We start from the raw sequence: 18,555 nt of genomic DNA, 5'->3' as shown, positions 1-18,555 counted from the left end.
CCAACAAAAACGCCCGCTAGACTAATCTAGCGGGCGTTTTTATATCGAGAGTCTCGTCTTACTGATTCAGACTACTTCTTCAGACCTAAAGTACCACCAACACGCTTTGGTGCAGGTTTGTTCGGTCTGTTTGAATCTTGGCTGCGGTTTGCCGGCTTCCCGCTTCTACGATCGGTATTATCGCGATCTGTGCGATTGCGATCCGAACGATTTCTATCTGAATTAGAACGCTCTGAACGAGAGTTCGATTTCCAGTTCTCGGTATTACCACCGCTTTCACCATTCGATGAATTGCGGCCACGCTTTGAATTAGGTGCATGACGGAATTCATCCGCATTGTTACCGCGGTAGGTGCGTGTACGGTTCTCGTTTTGATTACGGCGCGCTGTTGAAGCTTGGTTCTCTTCACGGCTATCAAAAAGTTTCGCGTCAGTCGCTTTGCGAATGCGTTGACCTTTCGCGTTCATTTTTGACGCATCTTCCGTACTTACTGAGCCTTCACACATCGCTAAAATTTCAGTGATCTCTTCGTCGCTCAGGTAGCGCCATTTGCCGTTAGGAATACCGTCTAGTGAGATATTCATAATACGAACACGACGCAGTTTAAATACTTCATAACCGAGCGCTTCACACATACGGCGAATTTGGCGGTTAAGGCCTTGTGTTAGCGTAATTCGGAATGAGAACTTAGTCTCTTTCTCTACTTTACATGGCAAAGTGACTGTATCGAGAATGTGAACGCCAGCGCCCATTTGCTTCAAGAATTCCGTCGTAATCGGCTTATCTACACGCACCACGTATTCTTTCTCGTGGTTGTTACCTGCACGTAGGATCTTGTTTACGATGTCGCCGTCATTGGTTAGGAAGATAAGGCCATCAGAAGGCTTATCTAGACGACCAATCGGGAAAATGCGCTTGTGGTGGCCAATAAAGTCGACGATGTTGCCAGGAATATCACGCTCAGTCGTACAGGTGATACCTGTTGGTTTATTGAGAGCAATGTAAATCGGCTTCTCTTTTGAGCGAACAGGCTTATTGTCGATCTCAACATCATCACCTGGCAAGACTTTAGTACCCATTTCAGGGATCTTACCGTTAATAGTAACTCGGCCTGCATCAATCAGTTTATCGGCTTCGCGGCGTGAGCAAAAACCAGTTTCACTGATGTATTTATTAAGGCGTTTAGCTTGGGATTCTTGTGACATGATATTCTCTTAGCGTTTCACAACGGAAATGTAGATAAACAAAAAGCAACCTTTGGATAGTTGCTTTGAGTTGAAATTCGTTAACTGAGGTAATTTTAGCACTTGGTGTGAGTCTAGGCACGAAATATCGATCTTGATGCAAAATCGTTACTAGTCCATTTATCTATCTCAACCTATTAACTGGTGCGTTTTTGATGGCGCTCTCTGTTCTCTAGCTTTTTCTCATTACTCTTTCTGAGCATTACGTAGACTGCGCCCGTACCACCATGAAATTGCTGAGCAGAATGAACACATTGAACGTCGTTGATTTGTGTTAGCCAATTTGCCACGTAGCTTTTCATCATTGCAGGTGGATTCGAACGCTCACCCTTACCATGAACAATGATGACGGTACGAACATCCATTCTTAAACACTGACGCAAAAATGAAAGCACTTCGTTACGTGCGTCTTTCAGTGTTTTCCTATGAAGGTCGAGCTTGGCTTGAATAGGGTATTTTCCTAGGCGCAGCTTTTTGTATACGCCTTCTTGTACACCGTCTTTTTTATAAGCAACAACATCGTCTGGCTTGATCATTGGCGAATAGTCTAATGATAAGTAGTCTTTCTCGTCGTCAGACAGCCACATTGCGGCTTCACGCTTAGCAAGGTGAGATTCGGTGACTCGGTGTACTTTCTGGTGTTCAGCGGTGTCATGGTCGATACGTTTAACATCGCCCATCATTTCTTGGAATAGATCTAAGTCATCATCATGAGACATAGTGTGTATCTCAAGTTGGAGAAGGATAGGGTAAGTATACCTAAGTTGAGGTTAGGTTTAAAAATGAAAAAACCGGAGAAGACAATAAGTCTGCTCCGGCGCAAAGCGTTTTGACATTTACTTATAAAGTAAAAGAATACTTAAAAGTAAATGATTTAGGCAGAGCGATTCTAGTGAGGAGATTTTTCAGTCATAACTTTGTATATGAAGAAGCCTCCATAAAACATCATGAGACCCAGAGCCCCGAAGATTACTATCATTGAAGATAGTCCCACCGCATTACCAAATAGGAGATCTAGCCAAAAGTCCATGTGTATACCTCAAAGTTATATGACATGGCTTAGTGTATTAACAAGCATTATCAATTCACTGATCTGGATCAATCCTGTTTCATAAGTTAAATACTTGTTGGTAACTGTGTGTTTTTCGTCACATCATGCTCGTTGTTGTATGTCTTTTGTTCGAACGATTCAAAATCGCAATAAATATGAGAAAAAGCCCTTGCGGATAAATTCAGAACCCGTATTATACGCTCCATCGACAGGCAATGAGCCAGTTAGATATCTCGGTGAATAGCGCAGCTTGGTAGCGCATCTGGTTTGGGACCAGAGGGTCGGGGGTTCGAATCCCTCTTCACCGACCACATTAGAAAAAGCCGTAGCAGAAATGCTACGGCTTTTTTGTATTTGGGATTTCTACATTCTACTGCATTGACTGTTTATGGTTGAGGGCAGAGAGTTAGGTCTATTGGACAAACTCATTTGTCGCAACGTTGTTCTTAACCCAGATCAAAGCTTGTAAGCGATTCTTCACCTTGATCTTTTTGAATGTATTGTGAAGGTGTGCTTTAACTGTATTCTCACTGACATAGAGTGTGTCCGCAATTTGCGTGTTAGATGCGCCATCACCGAGTAGTTTGATGATCTGCTGTTCGCGTTTAGTGAGCTTGAGGTAATAAGGACTGGTTTTCGCGCACTGCCTCTCTCTGTAGAAGCTAATGTACTGGTAAATGAGCTTTCTACTCATCCACATCTCGCCTTGCAAAATGCAGTTAAAGCCGGCCACGAGCTTTTCAAGCGTGTCCGACGTATAAAAAATGCCGACAAGATACTGCCATTTAAGCATTTCAGAGTGCGGGAAATCGCCTGGTGTATTGAGTAGCACTTCATGGACATCACTTGCTACGTCATCTCTGAGCTCCTGGTATTTCTCAATGTATTGCTTACTCATTGTCGGGAAATCAATAATAATCAGAACTAAGTCATCGTTTTTTAGGGATTTAGCACTGAGCCTTTCCGGTGATATGAGTTTTATGTTCAGGTTAACTTTCTGTTCTATAGACTCTTTTAGTAGTATCGATTGTAAATTGTTCTCCGCAAGTAAAATGGCGTTATGAGCCTCCAGTTTAGCCATGTGGAACTCCTTTTCTTAACTCATTACTTGAACTTTAGGTGTTTTAGTTTAAAGCACGTATTGTTATTTTGCTAATTTTTAAAGCTAATTATTCATCAAATTTATGAAATTAATTTAATAGTATTGTCGAAGGTAAAATAATACTTAAGTAGAAAGAGGGAATTACCGAGATTTATGGTTTTATTTTATTGATTGTACAGTCTTTATGAATTTTCCAGATCCCCTTGTTTGGGTGAAGTTTTATAGTGGCAGGAAACTGATTTATATTAATAATCAACGTTGTAATACCACTATTCGTATTCTGGTTGAAATTAGAGTTGGTGTTCGTACTCAACGTTAATGAAGATGCCACACTGTTATTTATGGTCAGAATAAGACTTTTATTTTTTATCAGGCACTGTACTGAATTTAAATCAGAAGAAAATCCATTAAAATGGAAAGAAATAAATAAAACGGCGATCAACGCCGTTTTAATATATGCACTCTTTATCATATTAATTCTGATAAATTATACCGACATTACCAATTGCGCCATTACCTGAAACGAGAGCAGTATCATAAGAGGTTTGTTCAATCATAAATTGGTTTGAACTGCTGTTTGTTAAGCTAACAATGGCATCTGAATGAGATCCTGTTTGTAACGTGAATACTCGGTTATCGCTACTGCTCACGAGATCGATATCGACATAGTTATCGTCGCCACCACCAACATCGGTGTTGACTATCGTTTGAACATAGTTATTATCGCCGCTGATATCGATGTCTACATCATTATTATCAACACTCGCGTTACTAAACTCGGTATAGGTTGTATTGGAGTTACCAGAGACATTCACATCAGCTTCATTGTAGTCAGCACCACCTAGAGCATTGACGACAGAGATGTTCTCGTTACCCACTTGTGTAACTCGTAAATCATTGCTTCGACCATAAGGTTGAACTGTAATTTGGGCTTGGTTACTAACACCATCTTGATCAACCCAGGCGTTGTTGTTTACATAGCGTAACTTAACGTGAGCTTCATTGAGATTGCCATCTTGTTGAACCACTACGTCAGAGTTATAGCTAGCATGTGTGTCAACTAGTGCAACATGCCCATCAGTAACACCAGACGTGTTCTGGTTAATGGTGACATTGGCATTATCGCCACTACCCATTTGCCAAACGGCAGTATTATCCATCGCTAAAGGTTGAATACCGGCTACTGTCGATGATATGCCAAGATCGGTTGTTCCTTCTATTGTCCCCAACGCTGGCTCAGAGGCTGGAAAAGGAGCAGGTAAATTATCTGCGTATGCTGCATTAAAGCCCAGAATAGCACCGACTATAATTCCAATTTGTGTAACTTTCATAAGTTGTATCCTTATACATTTCCATGTCGACTATGTTGTTACTTCATCGAGAAGCAACGGTGAATCAAGCTTTCCATACTGCGCGCTAATTGGCTTGATTGATGTGAATTCTCATTGAGCTAGACGCTTTCACTAAAGCAAAGTCGTTGCCGTCTTGAGAAATTCCTAAATTACTTCTTCCAGAACCAACCAAATAAGCAGTATTGCCATTGCCTTTTTGGTCAATGCTCAGCTGACTACTCTGTCTTGAGACGTTAGCTTGTCCGATAACTGCTAAATTGTTATTCCCGTCTTGGGAAATAAGCGCTTCAGAATTTACTCCGAGTTGCCCAATTGCGGCATCGTTATTTGAACCATTCTGGTCTATTAAGGCGGTATTATTGCGCCCTGTTTGACCAATGTATGCGGAGTTAGAACTTCCGCTTTGCGTTATCTTCGCTCTGTTGTTCGCGGTAATACCAGGACTGCGTTGCTTTATTATTGCTATTGAATCAGTAGCATTAGATATATTTAATTCTGAATAATTATCTAAATCTCCAGAAGAGAAGCTTTCTAAATAATTATAATCATTGACTATATCTTGATTAACATTATGTAAAAAATCCCCTTCTATATCTGACGCGATAGCATTATTAAAACCTCCTGATAAAAAATATAAACAAGTTAAGCTGATAAGTGATGCTTTCCCAATTACCATCATCTTTACCTTAAAGTGTTCGTGATTATGATCCCTACGAAAATAAACTGCGTAGGGAATGAGTGAACCTTTGTCTTATCGAAATCCTAGGCCTTGAATTTACGAACAGCTATAAACTTAAAGTTGAAAATATTTAGTTGTTCATATGAAATTTAATTAGTATTTGACCGAATCCTACCAACCTTAGTTAATCAATTCCCTTCAGTAATTAATTCGAAAGTTTATATATGCCACTGTAAGCATGAATTACGCTTTATTCAGTTTCAACGAATCACATTCTCATTTTGTAAATAGACTTTGAATGGGAGCACATATGAAAATCAAGCTGCTTACAATAACTCTGCTTTCCTTTGCTCTTCATGCAGAAGAAAAGAGTCATGGTCTTGAAAATGCTGCTCCTTTAGAAAATGGACAAAAACTTGAGGACTCGACAAATAATCTTAAGGAAAAATTCAATGACTTCAGTGAAGTCGATGGAATCATTGTGGACAGAACCATTACGCGGTTGGGAGAGGATTTCTATTTTTTCTTCTCGCAATCGCTCAATGATAGTTATCCCGACCTTAAGGAAAATTTGACGGTAAAAGAAAGGCCAACGGCGTTATCAGGAAGCATCATAGAGGTTCAACACTCTAGAAAACCGATCTTCCGTACGGCGTTGTCCCCTGGTCGTAGACAAGCGAAAGAACGCGCTGCCGATGCAACACGAGTGGTTGGGAATTACATCATCCGATGGCAAGCGGAACGGATCTTTCAGGACACTTACGATCTAGACCATGATGAATTTTAAGGAGCCAAGGATGTCGATATTTTTCAGAAAGGCCGCGCTCATTGCGCTGATAGTTTCGCCTTCGGTTTACTCAAGCGAATTAGTTTATACGCCCGTAAATCCAAGTTTTGGCGGAAACGCTTTAAACAGTTCTCACCTTTTTAATCACGCTAATGCTATCAATGATTATGAAGACCCAAGTGCAAGGGATATCTTTGATGAGCAAGAATCAGCCTTAGATCGTTTAGCGTCTAGTTTAGAGTCCCGTTTAATTAGCCAATTGCTTGCTGACGTGGGTAATGGAAACACGGGGCAGTTGGAAACTGATGATTTTTTCCTGAATATTGTGGATGATTCCGGGACTTTGTTGGTTCAAATCGTCGATAAAGAGACTGGGGAATCAACAGAAATCAGTGTTTCGGGACTAAACCCAGACCTCTAATCACAAGGATTGTGTTATGAAATCGATCATTATCGTCTTCTTGACCTTTGTGTTGGGAGGGTGCACTTACTCTATGCAAATTCCAGAGACTTCTGAAACGCCAAAACTGATGCCGAGAGGATCGACTTATACCGATCTTATCTCATTACCTCAGCCTCGCGGGAAAATATTGGTCTCAGTTTATGACTTTAGAGATCAAACAGGCCAATACAAGCCTCAGCCAAACAGTAACTTTTCCACAGCAGTGCCACAGGGTGGGACGTCTTTATTGACGACAGCACTTATCGACTCTCAGTGGTTTGTACCTCTGGAGCGTGAAGGGCTCCAAAACTTATTGACTGAACGTAAGATCATTCGAGCGGCTCAGAAAAAAGATAAGGTCGTAAATAATCATGGGGCAGACTTGTCGTCTTTGAGTTCCGCTAACATCGTCATCGAAGGCGGGATTGTGGCTTATGACTCGAATATCGTGACAGGCGGTGCGGGTGCTAAGTATCTTGGGATCGGTGGTTCTGGACAATATAGAACGGATCAAGTCACTGTGAATTTAAGAGCCGTTGACGTTAGAACCGGGCAAGTTCTATTGAGTGTCACCACCACTAAAACTATCTCTTCACACGAGATTGGGTTCGGCGCATTTCGATTTGTTGATTACAAAGAACTGTTGGAAGTTGAAATGGGCTATAGCCAAAATGAACCGGTCAATATTGCTGTGATGTCTGCTATTGATGCCGCGGTGATTCATTTGATTGTGAAAGGAATGAAGCGTGGAATGTGGTCGCCGGGCGATCCGAATGCATTAGAAAATCCGATTATCGCACGTTATTCCGAAGCGAGTACAGACATACTTTAAGCTACCGAGTAAGCAGCAAAATAGGGCTATGCGGAAAACGGACCTTTCCCTTAGCCCTGTTTTTTTCTTCAAGCAACTCAATGATCAATTCACATCGCACGTAATATCTTTTATCGGTGTTTCCGAGGTAACAAAACAAACATACGCTTCCGCTGGCTTATTCGGGCCTATTCGAATGTAACCTGCCTTTATTTCATCTTCATCAAACGTCACCGAGTGAGAGCTTCCCGTTTGGTTGTCGTAAAAGTTTGCTTCAAAATTGTTGTTCATTTGGCTTGCGATACGGTTTCGTGTTGTAGATGTTGTGAACGTAATATTGGCGCAGCGCATCGGTGGTTTCTCTGTAATCAAAAACTGTCCGCTTTCTTTATCTAATACACCGCCTTTGGTATCCGGTTGTATGTCTATCGCCTGAAACTGTTCGATGGTGCATGTTTCTTTGGCTGAGGCTATTGAGGGCATCAGCATCGTGAGGGCTAAAGGGAAAGCAAAAAGTACTGGTTTCATTAGAACAACGCCATAGGTAAAAAGAGCGAAAGATAATAGCACTGCAATGGTGCTATTAAATGTAAAGATTCTGTTATTAAGGAAATGCTTTTATAACGAAAACAAAATGAGGTTGAGCATCGTTAGCTTTTTTAGCTAGTCTCAAATTGACATTGGGCTGATTGGCTTTGTGATTGCTGAATGACACTGAAGCCTTTCTTTTCTAATAACTGTATAAGGTTACCTTCTCCAATTAGGTGCAAGGTACCAACTACTATCATGTAGTTCCCTTTAGTCTTAAGCTTCCAATCATTGGAGGATAGTTTGTTTGCCCAGTCTATGTTGCGATCGGTTAAGAATGCTTTCTCAAGTTCAGGCGACATCTCTGACAGTTCTGAGAAGGCTTCCAGCTTCGCTAAATCACCCGCTTTCCAGCTTTCAATCAGACAATGAACCACGCGATCAGTTTGGTCAAATTCTTCAAGGCTACTGACTAACCACTCTTTACCGTCGTCCTTTTGTTTTGTCATCAGGTCTATTTGGAATTGCAGAGGCTCCAAACTGATAACCGGAACATCTTGGGTAGTCGCTTTGTTCGCTAGCGTCGCATCAACGCCGCTGGCGGAGCCATAACCAAGGTTTTTTAACTGCTGCATTTGTATGGAGAGAGAAGTTGCCCAAGGCGGTGAGCGAAGCAGTTGTTGCGTCGGCATACCCAATGATTTTGATATGTCGGTTAATAATTGCAGCTGTTCTGTATTGAGTACATCGGCAGTCGTGAGTTTGTTGCGGGGATATACAACGCCATCAGACTTTCTGATATCCGTTTCGATAATTAAGCCATCACTGTTTTTTAGCGCGTCGGTGATCGCCGAAGGAAGGGGGTACATACTCTCGTCTCCAACGTGCACTGAACCTAAGATAGTGAGTGTCAGATCATCCTTTTGTGCTTGCCAATAAAGGGGCTCGGCGACCGCTTGCCTAGCTGAAAAAGCGAGAACGAATAAAACCATGTACCAGAGTGGACGCAAAGGGAGCTCCTTAAGGAAGTATTAAACTCGTTAAAATCGATTTTGACGATGTTTTTTAACGGTTTTTTTTGAGAACAATGTCACGTTGTTTGTACGAAAAGTATAACAATACGCTGAAACTCTAAATCCTTTCTGACTACCAATGACACGATTTTATGAAATCGGTAAAAAAGATTGTGATTCATTTCTCAAATTTTACGTCAAAATTAAAATGACGGAAGTGCCGTTGCTTGTAACTTGATGATTTTATTTAAATTAAATTTATCAATATTTTTGAGATTTGAAGCCGATCACTTTATTAGCTCGATTTAATTCACGGTAAAAAATAAGCCCATATAGTTTATCTAACTTTCGAAGCGCTCCATTTTGCTTCTTACTCAATTTTTAATTTATGGGTGAATACGATGTTGAAGAGAAACTTACTATCTGTAGCGGTATTGGCTGGCCTAACAGGTTGTGCAGTAACGCAAGCACCAGAACAAAAAGTAGTGAATGCACTGGCTGATAATCTTGATGTTCAGTACGAAATTCTAACTAATCATGGTGCGAATGAAGGCTTGGCTTGTCAGGACCTAGGTGCTGAATGGGCGTCATGTAATAAAGTGAACATGACGCTAACCAATGACGGTGAAGCGATTGACTCTAAAGATTGGAGCATCTACTTCCACAGTATTCGTCTTATTTTAGATGTTGATAATGAGCAATTTAAGATCACTCGCGTTACTGGTGACCTTCACAAGCTAGAACCTACTGAAAAATTTGACGGCTTTGCGGCTGGTGAAGAAGTGGTTCTTCCGTTAACGAGTGAATACTGGCAACTGTTTGAAACTGACTTTATGCCAGGTGCATTCGTGACGGCGCCAAACGCAGAACCTAAGATGATTGCATCATTGAATACAGAAGATGTTGCATCGTTCGTAACTGGTCTAGAGGGTAATAACCTTAAGCGTACGCCTGATGATAATAACGTAATGGCGACAGCGGTGACGCGTTTTGAAAAGAATGCTGATCTAGCAACGCAAGACGTATCAACTACTTTACTACCAACGCCAATGTCGGTAGAAGCCGGTGAAGGTTCAGTTAGCATTGCTGGTGGTATTGCCCTACCTAAAGACGCATTCGACGCTGAGCAATTCGCAGCAATTGAAGAACGTGCAGATGTGGTAAACGTAGATGTGAGTGGCGACCTACCTGTGAGTGTCGCTGTTGTTCCTACTCAGTTTACGGGTGATTTAGCGAAATCTGGCGCTTATGAACTAAGCATCTCGGAAGAGGGGATTGCAATTAAAGCGTTTGATAAAACGGGTGCTTTCTACGCAGTTCAGTCTATTTTTGGCCTAATAGATAGTCAGAACGCTGAATCATTACCACAACTGTCAATTAAAGATGCGCCGCGCTTTGATTATCGTGGTGTGATGGTGGACGTTGCTCGAAACTTCCACTCAAAAGATGCCATCCTAGCAACGCTAGATCAAATGGCGGCATACAAGATGAATAAACTGCACCTTCACCTAACGGATGATGAAGGTTGGCGTTTAGAAATTCCAGGTTTACCAGAGCTAACGGATGTAGGGTCTAATCGTTGTTTTGATTTGGATGAACAAAGCTGCTTACTGCCTCAGCTAGGTTCTGGTCCAACAACAGACAACTTTGGCTCTGGTTTCTTTAGTAAAGCGGATTACGTCGAGATCCTAAGCTACGCTAAAGCGCGCAGCATCGAAGTTATCCCTGAAATTGATATGCCAGCACACGCTCGTTCAGCTGTGGTATCAATGGAAGCGCGTTACACTCGTCTCATGGCGGAAGGCAAAGAAGCAGAAGCGAACGAATACCGCTTGATGGATCCGCAAGATACATCGAATGTAACCACGGTTCAGTTCTACGATAAGCAAAGCTTCATTAACCCATGTATGGAGTCATCAACTCACTTCGTCGATAAAGTAATCTCTGAAGTGGCGGCAATGCACCAAGAAGCGGGCGTACCGCTAACGACTTGGCACTTCGGCGGCGATGAAGCGAAAAACATCAAGTTAGGCGCAGGCTTACAAGATATTAATGCAGAAGATAAAGTGGCTTGGAAAGGCAACATCGATTTGTCTAAGCAAGATAAGCCGTTCCAACAATCACCACAATGTCAGTCATTGATCGCTGATGGTACTGTAAGCGATTTCGGTCATTTACCAAGCCACTTCGCAGAACAGGTTTCTAAGATTGTTGCTGAGAAGGGTATTCCACACTTCCAAGCATGGCAAGATGGTCTGAAATACAGCGAAGGCGAGGAAGCATTTGCGACCGAAAGTACACGCGTGAACTTCTGGGACGTTCTTTACTGGGGCGGAACTTCATCAGTATACGATTGGTCAGCAAAAGGGTATGACGTGATTGTCTCTAACCCAGACTACGTATACATGGATATGCCATACGAAGTTGATGCAGCTGAGCGTGGTTACTACTGGGCAACACGTGCAACCGATACTCGTAAGATGTTTGGCTTCGCACCAGAAAACATGCCACAAAACGCAGAAACATCATTAGACCGTGATGGCAATGGTTTTACTGGTAAAGGTGAGGTTGAAGCGAAACCTTTCTACGGTCTGTCAGCTCAACTTTGGTCAGAAACAGTACGTACTGACGAGCAATATGAATACATGGTGTTCCCTCGCGTATTGGCAGCAGCAGAGCGCGCATGGCACCGAGCAGATTGGGAAAACGACTACAAGGTTGGTGTTGAATACTCTCAAGAAACTAACTTAGTGAATAAGCAAGCGTTGAACAGCGACTTTAATCGCTTCGCGAATATTCTTGGTCAACGTGAGCTAGCTAAGCTAGAAAAAGCGGGTATTGATTACCGACTACCAGTTCCAGGTGCGAAGGTTGTTGACGGTAAGCTAGCGATGAACGTTCAATTCCCAGGTGTAGAGCTGCAATACTCTGCTGATGGCGAAAACTGGCTAACATACGATGAGCAACAACGTCCATCAGTTTCTGGTGAGACTTACATCCGCTCTATTTCAGAAAGTGGTGAGAAAGTAAGTCGAGTGACCTCAGTTAAATAATCGATAAGCACTATTAGTAGAAGAGCTCCTGACCTTTATCTTATTCAAGATAAAACGGGAGCTCTTTTTGTTTACTGCGAATTAGGTGCATATCCAAAACTGAAACATATAGAAATCGCCTTTGGTCATATCATCAACAATGCACATAAGGTGACTTTAATCCCAAAAGTGACGCGCTTCTCATTATTCTCTTCAAAAAATAAGCCCCCTGTAAAAAACTCTAAATCAGATGTGATTCAACTATCTAGATCTAATTTTTCTTCGTGAAATAACGTGATCCCGATCTGTATATTTTTCCATCTTAAGTTTTTTATCAATTTTTATGTTTTTAAGTTGTTGATTTTAAAGTTTTAAATAACTTGTCTTTTTTTGATAGTGAGAGGGATCACTCTGCTGTCCCTTTTATTTTTAAACGCGAATTAATTCGAGCAACATAGATTTCATGCCAGGGAGGCTACCAACTACTCAAGCGGTGAAGGTGAATGATGTACCGAAGATGTGCCGCTGAAAAAATTAAACTAAGGCAGTTTACTATGAAAAAAATTATCGCTCTAAGTGCTCTTTCTCTTGCTTTCGCTTCTAGTGCTTTTGCTGGTTCTTCTTACGTAACGGGTAACATCCAAATTCATGACGATGGCCGTATCCACGGTTCTGACATGACTTCTACGCTAGAAGCTGGTCACACGTTTGACAACTCTCTAGGCGGCTTCACGGTTTATTCTGAGTTTGATGGTATCCAACTGGGCAAACTTGAATCTGAAAATGGCGGTGCAGGTAATACTACTCCAGGCATCACTGTAGGTGGTGAGCAATCTTTCAACATCACTGACAACCTATGGGTTGCTGCGGGTTACCAACACCTATTCTCTGCAGGCGAAAGCATTCAGTTCCGTCCACTAGTTAAGATCGGTTACAACTTCGACAACGGCATCTCTATTAGTAACCGTACTCGTGCACACATCGATGATACTTCAGCTAATGCTGACACAGACTACCGCATGGATAACCGCATTGCTTACACAGTGAATGCTGACCTAGCGCTTAGCTACAACAACGTATACATGATTGATGCTGAAGCGATGGACCACGAGTTACGTGCAACATGGACTCGTCAAGGTGTTCAACCTTACTTTGAATTCCGTAGCCAAGCTAACGGTGTAGATTTCGCAAACGGCGATTCTAAGCAGAACAACGCATTCGTATTCGGTGCTTCTTACGGCTTCTAAGCTGATTCGCTTGGTTGCTTAGTCTATTAGATTATTAGCCGAGTGAGCTTCTTCGCTAAATAGCTTTTTGCTAAATAGCTTGCTAGCTAATTAGCGAGGGGAACATAGCGGTACTAACAGCCCGGTTGGTGCCGCGACAAGATTTGCTTTACTGTCCAAAAGCAAAGAGCCTAGCAAGTAAACCACAGTCTTGGGTTTACTGAATGCTAGGCTCTATTTTTATGACTTCTTTTTATTGCTGTGTGTTGGTCTGTTTAGGTTCTATTTCCCGTTGTAGTGACGGTATTCAAACACCTGACCTTTTTCATTAAACGCATACACAGAATACTCGTCTTTCTTATCGCCATATTCCATGCCTGGCGAACCCATTGGCATACCCGGAACCGCTAAACCAATCGCATTACGTGGTGGGTTTTCTAGAAAGGCTTTAATGTCATCTGCTGGAATGTGTCCTTCAAATACGTATCCGTCGATCTCTGCAGTGTGGCAAGAGGCTAGCTCTTGTGTTATCCCTAGTTTCTGCTTGATTGGGTTCATATCATCGTGGAGCTTCTCAGTAACATCGAACCCAGCATCTCGCATATGTTCAGTCCATTCTGTGCAGCAGCCGCAGTATGGAGATTTGTGGTTTAGAACATCAGTAGCTAAAGCTTGTCCTGAGATTGCAGCGAGTGCAGTAAGAGTCATAATTTTACGAATCATGGTTAACCTCATGAATATGGTTTTTATTAATATTAGAATGAGTTGGTTTGAACAATCTCAGCCTGTTGGCATTGCTTACTACAGTAATTGACGACATCGCCATCGCTGCCCCTGCAACTACTGGACTAAGCAGAAATCCGAAAAATGGGTAAAGCACACCGGCCGCGATAGGAATACCAAGCGAGTTGTAGATGAAGGCACCAAATAGGTTTTGCTTCATATTTCTCACGGTCGCTTGAGATAGCTCGATCGCGTTACTGACAGACAGTGGCGACGAGTTGAGTAGCGTCATTTGCGCACTTTCAATCGCGACATCACTGCCACTGCCCATTGCTATGCCTATATCTGCTTGAGCAAGTGCAGGCGCGTCGTTAATACCGTCTCCGACCATGGCAACACTCTTATATTGCTGTTGCAGCTGAACAATGTGTTGAGCTTTCTGCTCTGGAAGCACTTCTGAAATCACTTCGTCGATACCGACGTTTTTACCTATCGCTTGAGCTACAGAGTCGTTGTCGCCCGTTAATAGCACAGTGTGAATTCCGGCGGATTTTAGTTGAGCTATCGCCTGTTTGCTATCTATTTTTAACGCGTCTGAAATGCCCAATATGCCTTCCAGTTTTTGGTCAATCGCAATGAAAATAGGCGTCCACGCTTGCGAGCGGCAAAGCTCGATGAAATCCGCGCCAACCTCTGTATTGATACCTAATTGGGTGAGGTACTTAAGCGAGCCAACTTGCACTTTCTTGCCGTTAATTGTTGCTTGAACCCCAAGCCCTCGTTGGTTTTCAAATTCGCTGTGTGGGAGTACTGAAACTTCCAAGCTCTCTGCATATTGGCAAACGGCTTTGGCAAGTGGGTGCTCAGATCCTACTTCTACTGAATAAGCACAAGCCAGTAATTCTTGTTCTGATAAATCGCCATAAAAGGCTTGCTGAACGGTTGGCTTACCTTGGGTTAGGGTGCCTGTTTTATCAAACACGACAGCATCAATTTTGCTTGCAGATTGCAACACATCGGCATCTTTGATCAGAACGCCAAACTCAGCGGCTTTGCCAACGCCGACAGTAATTGAAAGTGGTGTCGCAAGGCCTAAGGCACATGGACAAGCGATGATCACCACTGTGGTTGATACCACTAACATGTAACTGGCGCTTGGTTGTGGGCCAACAAAAAACCAAACTAGGGCGGCAAAAACTGCGATCGCAACCACAACTGGAACGAAAACGGCAGAGATAGAGTCGGCAAGCTTAGCAATCGCAGGCTTGCTGCTTTGCGCTTGGCGAACCATTTGAATGATTCGAGCCAGCATAGTGCTTGAGCCAATTCCCGTCGCTTCAATGATCAGGCTGCCATCACCATTAATGGTTCCTGCTGAAACGCCATCATTAATCGATTTAACGTTGGGCAGTGGTTCGCCAGTCAGCATGGATTCATCGATATAAGATTCACCCGAAACCACGACACCATCGACAGGGACTTTTTCTCCCGGCTTTACTCGAACTTGCATGCCAACTTGGATGGCCTCTACGGCGATGGTTTGCTCTTTACCATCGACGATAACCACGGCTTTTTGAGGCTGTAAGTTTATCAGCGCCTGTAAAGACTTAGTGGTGCGTGCTTTGGCTTTGGCTTCAATGTAGTGACCTAAAGAAATAAGGCCAACAATCATCGCACTTGCTTCAAAATAGACATGACGAGAAGCTTCAGGGAACCACGATGGAATGAGCACAACCAACATTGAGTAGAACCATGCTGCGCCTGTACCCAAAGCTACTAGCGTGTCCATGGTCGCGCGTTTATGCATCAAGGATTGCCAAGCATTGGTGAAGAAGCTGCGTCCAGAAGTGGCTAACAACACTAAACAAACCACACCAATGAATCCCCAAGCCAGTTGGTCGTTAAATGTAGTAATGGTCATGCTGCCGCCGAACACGCCCCATGCCATTAGCGGTGCCCCAAGCAGTAGCGCACTCACTGAATTTTTTAGGAAGGCCTGTTGAGTGCGAAGTTGTTGCTCTTGCTGTTTTTGTTGTTGTGTTGCCGCATCATCAACAAACTCGGCGCCATACCCCGCAGCTTTGACTGATTCGATGAGCTTGTTTTCAATGAGATCACGTGTTTTGGAGGTGAAAACCAAGGCAGTTTGTTCGGCAAGGTTGATCTGAGCTTGGTCGACAAACTCATTCTTTTTCAGTGCTTTCTCTACCGAAGAGACACAACTCGCACAAGTCATCCCCTCAAGAACAAGGTGATAGGTATATTGGCTAGCTGCGGTTTTATCTTCACTCTTTTTATCTGCTTGTTCGTCTTCTAAATCTGAACTCGATGAAAGGTCATTCGTTTCTGAGTAGGGAGCTGCGTGGTAACCCAGGCTTTCGACCAGCTTAATCACCTCAGACTCAGAAAGCAGAGTAACCAGTGATAATTCCTGTTTGCTGACTTCTAGGTTTAAGGCTTGCTCAGTTTGTTCAAGCGCTTTAGTCAGTTTGCTCACACACTTGCCGCAACTCAGACCGGATAGCGAAAGGTGCAGCTGATTACCCATAGAATAGCCAAGCGTTGCTAACTGTTCGTTGAGCTGAATGTAACTAAATGGAGTCGAAATATCGATGTAGGTCGGCGATATGTCATTAATCATCGTGCTGTCGAGATCGCTAAACAGTGTGCGAACTTTCTTCGCGCAACCCATGCAATTTAGGCCGTTGAGCGCGGTTGTGTAGTGGTTCATATCGATACTCCAATTCTCATCTACGCCTAACATAAACCTTCCCGTAAGGGTAAGGTCAAACATAAATTCAAGAATTTGATATTAGTGGCATATTAATGGGTGGGGTACGCTGGTGAAATAAGCGGGAGTTAAAGAAAAGCGTGGCTATAATTTATTGGCTCAGACTATAGATTTGCTACATCGAAGCTGAATTTGGCCTTTCTACAGTGGCTTTCGCACAAGATCCGCGCATTAATCATTCACTACTGATTGTAGATTTAAGCGGTGGTGATAAAATAGCGCCCAAAATTTAGTGATGTTTGACTATTGCAGGCCTTGTAATGGCGAGCACTAAAAGAATCACCTACATAATCAAGGTATTTAAATGACGGTTAAAACTCGTTTTGCTCCTAGCCCAACTGGCTATCTTCACGTTGGTGGTGCACGTACTGCACTTTACTCTTGGCTATTCGCTAAAAACCAAGGCGGTGAATTCGTTCTACGTATCGAAGACACAGACCTTGAGCGTAACTCTCAAGAAGCGGTTGATGCAATTCTAGAAGGCATGCAATGGATGGGTATGGAATGGGACGAAGGTCCTTACTACCAATCTAAGCGTTTTGACCGTTACAACGAAATGGTTGATAAGCTACTTGCTGAAGACAAAGCATTCAAATGCTACGCGTCTAAAGAGCTGCTTGATGAAATTCGTGCAGAGCAAGAAGAAAACAAAGAAATGGCTCGCTACGATGCTAACCACCCTAAAATTGTTGCAGCAAACGAAGCAGCAAAAGAAGGCGATGCGTGCGTTATCCGTTTCCGTAACCCTAAAGAAGGCAGCGTAGTATTTGATGACCAAATCCGTGGTCGCATTGAAATCGCAAACAGCCAACTTGATGACCTGATCATTCGTCGTACAGACGGTGCACCAACTTACAACTTCGTAGTAGTAGTGGATGACTGGGACATGGGTATCACACACGTTGTTCGTGGTGAAGACCACATCAACAACACACCTCGTCAAATCAACATCTATGAAGCACTAGGCGCGCCAGTTCCAACGTTCGCTCACTGTGCAATGATTCTTGGTGATGACGGTGCGAAACTTTCTAAGCGTCACGGTGCTGTTTCTGTAATGCAATACCGCGATGAAGGTTACCTACCAAATGCATTAAACAACTATCTAGTTCGTTTAGGCTGGTCTCACGGTGACCAAGAGATCTTCTCTCAAGAAGAGATGATTGAATTCTTCAGCCTGAACGCTATCAGCAAGTCTGCTTCTGCATTCAACACTGATAAGCTACTTTGGTTGAACAATCACTACATCAAGACATCTGAGCCTGAGTACGTTGCAAAATACCTGCAATGGCACATAGACGCACAGAAGATCGATACAACAAACGGTCCAGCTATCACTGAAGTGATCAAGCTAGTTGGCGAGCGTTGTAACACGCTTATCGAACTTGCTGAGCAATCTCGTTACTTCTACGAAGATTTCTCTGAGTTTGAAGCTGGCGCAGCGAAGAAGCACCTACGTGGTGTTGCTAAAGGCCCACTAGAGCTTGCGCTTGCTAAGGTTGAAGCGCTTGAAGATTTCACGACTGCAAACATCAAAGACGGTGTTATCGCAGCAGTATGTGAAGAGCTAGAGATCGGCATGGGTAAAATCGGTATGCCACTTCGCGTAGCAGTAACAGGCGGCGGTCAGTCTCCTTCTGTTGATGCAGTGATGGAGCTTGTTGGTAAAGAGCGCGTAATCGCTCGTATCAAGATGGCTCTTGAGTTCATCGCTGAGCGTGAAGCTAACGCTTAATTTGAGCGATTGATAGAATCAAAAAAGGGTCAGTAACTTGGT

General features: G+C 43.0%; 16 protein-coding genes and 1 tRNA gene. 7 read left to right on the top strand and 10 right to left on the bottom strand.

Annotation, left to right across the window (positions count from 1 at the left end):
- Window positions 1-71 precede the first annotated feature (71 nt).
- The 3 genes from rluF to AB6E54_RS19200 all read right to left on the bottom strand — a co-directional run bounded on the left by rluF (window position 72) and on the right by AB6E54_RS19200 (window position 2,274).
- Window positions 72-1,205: a 23S rRNA pseudouridine(2604) synthase RluF gene (gene rluF / locus AB6E54_RS19210; RefSeq protein ID WP_017064161.1), complete on the bottom strand. Its 1,134-nt coding sequence runs from the start codon at window positions 1,203-1,205 to the stop codon at window positions 72-74.
- 176 nt (window positions 1,206-1,381) lie between these two features.
- Entirely contained in the window at window positions 1,382-1,963 is a 582-nt protein-coding gene (gene smrA, locus AB6E54_RS19205; RefSeq protein WP_017062320.1) for a DNA endonuclease SmrA, read from the bottom strand.
- Between the two features lie 170 nt (window positions 1,964-2,133).
- Window positions 2,134-2,274 (bottom strand): DUF3149 domain-containing protein, encoded by a 141-nt coding sequence (locus tag AB6E54_RS19200; protein WP_017062321.1) that lies wholly within the window; start codon window positions 2,272-2,274, stop codon window positions 2,134-2,136.
- A 255-nt stretch (window positions 2,275-2,529) separates the two neighbouring features.
- Here AB6E54_RS19200 and AB6E54_RS19195 point away from each other — a divergent pair.
- Window positions 2,530-2,606, top strand: a tRNA-Pro gene (locus tag AB6E54_RS19195).
- A 101-nt stretch (window positions 2,607-2,707) separates the two neighbouring features.
- Here AB6E54_RS19195 and AB6E54_RS19190 read toward each other — a convergent pair.
- The 3 genes from AB6E54_RS19190 to AB6E54_RS19180 all read right to left on the bottom strand — a co-directional run bounded on the left by AB6E54_RS19190 (window position 2,708) and on the right by AB6E54_RS19180 (window position 5,428).
- A complete protein-coding gene (locus AB6E54_RS19190) occupies window positions 2,708-3,376 on the bottom strand; it encodes a LuxR C-terminal-related transcriptional regulator (protein WP_017064159.1) in 669 nt (222 codons plus the stop codon).
- A 494-nt stretch (window positions 3,377-3,870) separates the two neighbouring features.
- Window positions 3,871-4,728 carry a curlin gene (locus AB6E54_RS19185; RefSeq protein ID WP_102333664.1) on the bottom strand — a complete coding sequence of 286 codons (858 nt, stop codon included), beginning with the start codon at window positions 4,726-4,728 and terminating at the stop codon, window positions 3,871-3,873.
- An 85-nt stretch (window positions 4,729-4,813) separates the two neighbouring features.
- Window positions 4,814-5,428, bottom strand: coding sequence for a curlin subunit CsgB (locus tag AB6E54_RS19180; protein WP_241910919.1), 615 nt, complete (start codon window positions 5,426-5,428; stop codon window positions 4,814-4,816).
- 310 nt (window positions 5,429-5,738) lie between these two features.
- Between AB6E54_RS19180 and AB6E54_RS19175 the strand changes: the two genes are divergently transcribed.
- Genes AB6E54_RS19175 through AB6E54_RS19165 form a run of 3 tightly spaced genes read left to right on the top strand, consistent with a single transcriptional unit; the run spans window position 5,739 to window position 7,489 of the window.
- The gene (locus tag AB6E54_RS19175; RefSeq protein WP_017064155.1) at window positions 5,739-6,215 is read left to right on the top strand and encodes a curli production assembly/transport protein CsgE; all 477 of its coding nucleotides are present in this window, start codon (window positions 5,739-5,741) and stop codon (window positions 6,213-6,215) included.
- A gap of 10 nt (window positions 6,216-6,225) precedes the next feature.
- Window positions 6,226-6,636, top strand: a complete 411-nt coding sequence (locus tag AB6E54_RS19170) for a curli assembly protein CsgF (RefSeq protein ID WP_102333662.1) — start codon at window positions 6,226-6,228, stop codon at window positions 6,634-6,636.
- 16 nt (window positions 6,637-6,652) lie between these two features.
- Entirely contained in the window at window positions 6,653-7,489 is an 837-nt protein-coding gene (locus AB6E54_RS19165; RefSeq protein WP_050646260.1) for a CsgG/HfaB family protein, read from the top strand.
- 84 nt (window positions 7,490-7,573) lie between these two features.
- Here AB6E54_RS19165 and AB6E54_RS19160 read toward each other — a convergent pair whose 3' ends face one another.
- Both AB6E54_RS19160 and AB6E54_RS19155 read right to left on the bottom strand, forming a co-directional pair.
- Window positions 7,574-7,996 (bottom strand): hypothetical protein, encoded by a 423-nt coding sequence (locus AB6E54_RS19160; protein ID WP_102321503.1) that lies wholly within the window; start codon window positions 7,994-7,996, stop codon window positions 7,574-7,576.
- 131 nt (window positions 7,997-8,127) lie between these two features.
- On the bottom strand, window positions 8,128-9,006 hold the full coding sequence (locus tag AB6E54_RS19155; protein WP_029235194.1) for a TraB/GumN family protein: 879 nt from the start codon (window positions 9,004-9,006) through the stop codon (window positions 8,128-8,130).
- Between the two features lie 404 nt (window positions 9,007-9,410).
- Here AB6E54_RS19155 and AB6E54_RS19150 point away from each other — a divergent pair, with 404 nt between their 5' ends.
- Both AB6E54_RS19150 and AB6E54_RS19145 read left to right on the top strand, forming a co-directional pair.
- Window positions 9,411-12,062, top strand: a complete 2,652-nt coding sequence (locus tag AB6E54_RS19150) for a beta-N-acetylhexosaminidase (RefSeq protein WP_017071188.1) — start codon at window positions 9,411-9,413, stop codon at window positions 12,060-12,062.
- 533 nt (window positions 12,063-12,595) lie between these two features.
- The gene (locus AB6E54_RS19145) at window positions 12,596-13,288 is read left to right on the top strand and encodes an oligogalacturonate-specific porin KdgM family protein (protein ID WP_017064150.1); all 693 of its coding nucleotides are present in this window, start codon (window positions 12,596-12,598) and stop codon (window positions 13,286-13,288) included.
- 261 nt (window positions 13,289-13,549) lie between these two features.
- On the opposite strand, the gene AB6E54_RS19140 is transcribed toward AB6E54_RS19145, so the two are convergent.
- Window positions 13,550-13,990: a DUF411 domain-containing protein gene (locus AB6E54_RS19140; protein ID WP_017064149.1), complete on the bottom strand. Its 441-nt coding sequence runs from the start codon at window positions 13,988-13,990 to the stop codon at window positions 13,550-13,552.
- Window positions 13,980-16,784 (bottom strand): copper-translocating P-type ATPase, encoded by a 2,805-nt coding sequence (locus AB6E54_RS19135; protein ID WP_372106512.1) that lies wholly within the window; start codon window positions 16,782-16,784, stop codon window positions 13,980-13,982. Before AB6E54_RS19135 ends, AB6E54_RS19140 begins: the two co-directional genes overlap by 11 nt.
- 301 nt (window positions 16,785-17,085) lie before the next feature.
- Between AB6E54_RS19135 and gltX the strand changes: the two genes are divergently transcribed.
- Complete coding sequence (gltX, locus tag AB6E54_RS19130) at window positions 17,086-18,513, top strand: glutamate--tRNA ligase (protein ID WP_017071186.1); 1,428 nt, start codon at window positions 17,086-17,088, stop codon at window positions 18,511-18,513.
- Window positions 18,514-18,555 lie beyond the last annotated feature (42 nt).

It is taken from the genome of Vibrio sp. 10N.247.311.49 (assembly GCF_041467655.1).
GTDB lineage: Bacteria > Pseudomonadota > Gammaproteobacteria > Enterobacterales > Vibrionaceae > Vibrio > Vibrio crassostreae_C.
The sequence above is the reverse complement of the archived record's forward strand: the minus strand, read 5'-3'. Positions and strand labels throughout refer to the sequence as shown.